Origin of the sequence: Streptomyces nanhaiensis (assembly GCF_046614825.1) — a bacterium.
Lineage (GTDB): Bacteria > Actinomycetota > Actinomycetes > Streptomycetales > Streptomycetaceae > Streptomyces > Streptomyces radiopugnans.
In genome coordinates, this window is the sequence record NZ_JBKJFM010000244.1 from 1 (window position 1) to 5,018 (window position 5,018).

The 5,018-nt window shown below is 73.4% G+C and carries 4 protein-coding genes and 1 pseudogene; 1 reads left to right on the plus strand and 4 read right to left on the minus strand.

The window, feature by feature from the left end; genetic code table 11:
* A pseudogene (locus ACLIYP_RS29020) lies at positions 1-229 on the plus strand (hypothetical protein); the annotation flags it as partial.
* An 89-nt stretch (positions 230-318) separates the two neighbouring features.
* Here ACLIYP_RS29020 and ACLIYP_RS29025 read toward each other — a convergent pair.
* From ACLIYP_RS29025 to ACLIYP_RS29040, 4 genes are all read right to left on the minus strand, one after another.
* Positions 319-525 carry a chaplin gene (locus ACLIYP_RS29025; protein WP_093655855.1) on the minus strand — a complete coding sequence of 69 codons (207 nt, stop codon included), beginning with the start codon at positions 523-525 and terminating at the stop codon, positions 319-321.
* Between the two features lie 235 nt (positions 526-760).
* Positions 761-1,414, minus strand: coding sequence for a response regulator (locus tag ACLIYP_RS29030; RefSeq protein ID WP_412716063.1), 654 nt, complete (start codon positions 1,412-1,414; stop codon positions 761-763).
* The gene (locus ACLIYP_RS29035; RefSeq protein ID WP_412716064.1) at positions 1,407-2,546 is read right to left on the minus strand and encodes a GAF domain-containing sensor histidine kinase; all 1,140 of its coding nucleotides are present in this window, start codon (positions 2,544-2,546) and stop codon (positions 1,407-1,409) included. Before ACLIYP_RS29035 ends, ACLIYP_RS29030 begins: the two co-directional genes overlap by 8 nt.
* A gap of 256 nt (positions 2,547-2,802) precedes the next feature.
* A partial coding sequence (locus tag ACLIYP_RS29040; protein ID WP_412716065.1) for an ABC transporter ATP-binding protein/permease occupies positions 2,803-5,018 on the minus strand: 2,216 nt, incomplete at its 5' end.

Consider the following 5,018-nt stretch of genomic DNA (forward strand, 5'->3'; position numbering starts at 1 on the left):
CCGCCGGCTGCTGGCGCCGGGCTATCCGCCGCGCGCGGTACGCGTTCTGGAGCTGGCGCAGCGGGTGGGGGCGCTGGTGGAGATCGCGGGCGGGCCGGACCACGGCGGTGCGGTGAGCGCGGGGGCGATGGCGGCGCGGGGCGAGGCTCTGCGCCCGGTGGAGCGTACGGCCAGGCGGGCGGTGGTGGCCGCGTACAACGCGTACGTGGAGGAGCGCGAGCGGGGCTGAGCGCGGGGGCCGGCCTCCCGGTCGGGCCCGGGAGGCCGGCCGTGCGGGCGGGCGCGGGCGGAGCCGCCCGCCGCGCCCGCCGGTGACGCTCAGGCGTTGGCGCAGGCGTTGCCGAAGGCCGGGTTCAGCAGGCCGATGACGGTGACGGTGTTGCCGCAGACGTTGACCGGCACGTGGACGGGCACCTGGATCACGTTGCCCGAGCCGACGCCGGGCGAGTAGGCGGCGGCGCCCTGCGCGCCCGAGCTGGCAGAGGCCGCGCCCGCGCCGGCGGCGACGAGCCCGCCGGCCACCATCGCGACGGCGGTGATCCTCTTGAGGTTCTTCACTTCTCGATCCTCCTAGCGTTCGCCGCGGCCGGTCGCCGCGGCACGCACTGGAGAACGGGCCGGGGCCGATCGCGACACGCCGCACCGGCGACGTCCACACGTTCGTATGAATTTAGGCATGGATTTCCGCCGTGTGGCATACCGTGCCGGCCCGGAGGGCACGGGGCGGGCGCCCGGCCGGCTGACGGGTGGTGCCCGCCCGTCAGCCGGCCATCCCGTGCCGTACGGCCCACAGCGCCGCCTGGGTGCGGTCGGCGAGGTCCAGCTTCATGAGGATGTTGGACACGTGCGTCTTGACGGTCTTCTCGGACAGCACCAGATGCCGTGCGATCTCCCGGTTGGAGCGTCCGTCGGCTATCAGCGCGAGCACCTCTCGCTCCCGTTCGGTCAGGGAGGTGCCCCGGCCCGGCCCGCCACCGGTCCCCTCCTGGCTGAGCAGGGCCCGGGCGACCTCGGGCTGCAGCAGGACGTGCCCGGCGTGCACCGAGCGGATGGCCGCGGCCAGGGCGTCGGGGTCGATGTCCTTGTAGACGTAACCGGCGGCACCCGCGCGCAGGGCGGGGACGACGGTGCGCTGCTCGGTGAAGCTGGTGACGACCAGCACCCGGGCGGGGTTGTCCAGTCCGCGCAGCGTGCGCAGCGCCTCGACCCCGTCGGTGCCGGGCATCCTGAGGTCCATCAGGACGACGTCGGGCCGCAGTTCCTCGGCGCGGGCCACGCCCTCCGCCCCGTCGGCGGCCTCGCCGACCACCTCTATGTCGTCCTGGACCTCCAGGAACGTACGCAGTCCCCGGCGTACGACCTGGTGGTCGTCCACCAGCAGGACCCTGATCACCTCGGCGGTCGCGTCAGCCACCGGGCACCTCCATCTCGATCACGGTGCCCCGGCCGGGCTCCGAGTCCACCCTCAGCGTGCCGCCGACCCCGTCCGCCCGGTCGCGCATCGACACCAGGCCCAGGCGGCGGCCCGCGCGGCGGACCGCCGAGGGGTCGAAGCCGCTTCCGTCGTCGGCCACCCGCAGCACCGCGCCGGTGCCGCGGCGGGCGAGGGAGACGGCGACGCGCCGGGCGCCGGAGTGGCGCAGGGCGTTGTGCAGGGCCTCCTGCGCCACCCGCAGCAGCGCCTCCTCCTGGGCGGCCGGCAGCGCCCGCACACCCTCCGCGTCGAGGACGACACGGGCGCTGTGCGCCCGGTCCAGGACCTGTACCTGGCTGCGCAGGGCGGCGACCAGCCCGTCCTCCTCCAGGGCGGCGGGACGCAGCTCGACGACGGCGGCCCGCAGTTCGTCGGCGGCCTCGGCCGCCAGCCCGGCGACCCGGCGCAGCTCCTCCCTGGCGCGGTCCGGGTCGCGGCCGACCAGGGCGGTGGCGGCCTGTGCGGTCAGGCGCAGGGAGAACAGCTTCTGGGAGACCGCGTCGTGCAGTTCGTGGGCGATGCGGGCGCGCTCCCCGGCGATGGTCAGCTCGCGGCTGCGCTCGTAGAGGCGGGCGTTGGTCAGCGCGATGGCGGCGTGCTCGGCGAGCAGGCGCAGCAGTTCCTCGTCCTCCCCGGTGAAACCGCAGCCTCCGCCGGGGCTCTCGCACCGCTTGTTGGCGAGGAAGAGCGCCCCGAGGACCTCCTCGCCGTCGGCGACCGGCATGCCGATGAAGTCGGCCAGCTCCGGGTGGGCGTCGGGCCAGCCCTCGAAGCGCGGGTCCCGGCGGACGTCGGCGAGCCGCTGCGGGGAGGCGTCGCGCAGCATGGCCGCGAGGATGCCGTGCTGGCGGGGCAGCGGTCCGATCGCCCGCCACCTCTCGTCGCTGACCCCGGCCACCACGAACTGGGCGAAGCCGCCGTGGTCGTCGGGGACTCCGAGGGCGGCGTACTCGGCGTCCAGCAGCTCGCGCGCGGAGGTCGTGATGGTCTGCAGGACCTCGCGGACCTCCAGGCGGCGGTTCATGGCGAGCAGGGCGGCGCTGACGGCCGCCAGCCCGGTTCTCGGGAGCATGCGGTCACGGTACCGGCGGGGGTTCGCGGGGTGGATCGGCCCACCGCACCGGGGAGGACCGGGCGGTGGTCGTAGGACCGGCGGCGGAACCGGAGCGGGGTGCGCGGGCCGGAACGCACCGCGGCCAGGGCGGGGCGGGCGCGCCGCCGTCCGGCGGTCCGGCGGCTCTCGCGGGCCTTCCGCCGCGAACGCCCCGCCCCGCCGGATCCTCCAGGCGGGGCGGGGCGTTCGGAGCGGGGGTCGCGCGGTCGCGCGGTTACTTGCGCATGACCTCCGGCTCGTGGCGGCGCAGCAGGCGGGCCACCGCGAAACCGCAGGCGACGCCGATGGCGAGCAGGATCAGCATGTCCATCACCCACACCCCCGTGCTGTGCTCCCACAGCGGGTCGAGGTTGGTGGGGTTCTCGCGGTCCCAGGGGGCCATGGTGCGGGAGAGGTCGACGGTGGCTCCGGTGGCCGCGACCGCCCATCGCGAGGGCATCAGCCAGGCGACCTGCTCGATGCCGGGCGCGTCGAAGACCTGGAAGAGGACACCGGTGAAGACGAGCTGGACGATCGCGAAGCCCACCAGCAGGGGCATGGTCATCTCGGAGGTCTTCACCAGGGAGGAGATCACCAGGCCGACCATCATGGAGGTGAGGCCGAAGGCGATGATCCCCACGCACAGCTCGACGGCCGTGGGCATGATCAGGCCCTCTTCGGGCAGTTCGCGCACCGAGAAGCCGATGGCGCAGATGATCACACCCTGGAAGGCGGTGATCATCCCGAGGACGATCACCTTGGACATCAGGTAGGCGGACCTGGACAGGCCGGTGGCCCGTTCGCGCTCGTAGATGACGCGTTCCTTGACCAGCTCGCGCACCGAGTTGGCCGCACCGGACAGGCACATGCCGACCGCGAGGATCAGCAGGATGGTGCCGGCGTGCTGGTTGAAGCCCTCGGGGTTGCGCGTGAGGCCGTGGTCGGTGGGGATCACCGTGCTGACCACGCCCAGGATCACGGGCAGGATGACCATCAGTGCGAGGAAGCCCTTGTCGGAGGCGATGACCGACATGTAGCGCCGGGTGAGGGTCCACAACTGGGATCCCCAGCTCTGCGGCTTGGGCGGCCGGGACGCCGGCGCGGGGGGCGCCGCGTGCTGCGCGTACGGGGGGTGTGCCTGCTGCGGAGCGGCGGTGTCGAGGTCGGCGGCGTAGAGACGGTAGTGCTGCGAGCCCTGCCAGCGGCCGATCCAGTCGTAGTCGCGGTAGTTCTCGAAGGCCGAGAAGACGTCCGCCCAGCTCTCGTAGCCGAAGAAGTTCAGGGCCTCCTCGGGCGGGCCGAAGTAGGCCACGCCGCCGCCGGGCGCCATCACCAGGACGCGGTCGCACAGCGCCAGCTCGGCGACGGAGTGGGTGACCACCAGCACGGTGCGGCCGTCGTCGGCCAGCTCCCGCAGCAGCTTCATCACGTCGCGGTCCATGCCCGGGTCCAGGCCGGAGGTCGGCTCGTCCAGGAAGATCAGCGACGGTTTGGTGAGCAGTTCCAGGGCGACCGAGACGCGCTTGCGCTGGCCGCCGGAGAGGGAGGTGATCTTCTTGCCCGCGTGGATGTCGAGCTTGAGCTCGGCCAGCACCTCCTCGATCCGGGCGTTGCGCTCGGCTTCGGCCACGTCGCCGGGGAAGCGCAGCTTGGCGGCGTAGCGCAGGGCGGTGCGGACGGTCAGCTCCTTGTGGAGGATGTCGTCCTGCGGGACCAGGCCGATGCGCTGGCGCAGCTCGGCGAACTGCTTGTAGAGGTCCCGGTTGTCGTAGAGGACCTCGCCGATGTCGGCCGGGCGGTAGCCGGTCAGGGCGCGCAGCAGTGTGGACTTGCCGGAGCCGGACGGGCCGATGACGGCCACCAGGGACTTCTCGGGCACGCCGAAGGTGACGTTGTTGAGGATCACCTTGCCGCCGTCGACCTTGACGGTCAGATGGCGGGCGGAGAAGGAGACCTCACCGGTGTCGACGAACTCCTCGAGCCGGTCGCCCACCACCCGGAAGGTCGAGTGGCCGACGCCGACGATGTCCTCGGGTCCGATGACCGCCGTGCCCGACTTGGGCAGCGGCTGGCCGTTGACGTACGTGCCGTTGTGGCTGCCGAGGTCGCGGATCTCGAAGCGGCCGTCGGGGGTGGAGCGGAACTCCGCGTGGTGGCGGGAGACCTGGAGGTCGGAGACGACCAGTTCGTTCTCCAGCGCACGGCCGATCCGCACCACCCGGCCCAGCGAGAACTGGTGGAACGTGGTCGGGTTGCGGTGGTCGCCGTGGAGCGGGGCGCCCCCCTGCTGCGGCGCGCCGCCGTGCGCAGGGGCTTCGCCCCGCGGAGGCTGCGGCGCGTACTGCTGCGGCACCGGCTGCCCTACGTGCTGCCGCGCCTGCTGCGGCGGACCCTGCTGCGGGGCCGGCTGCTGCGGGGCCGGGCTGGAGACGTTCCTGATCCACGGCTCCT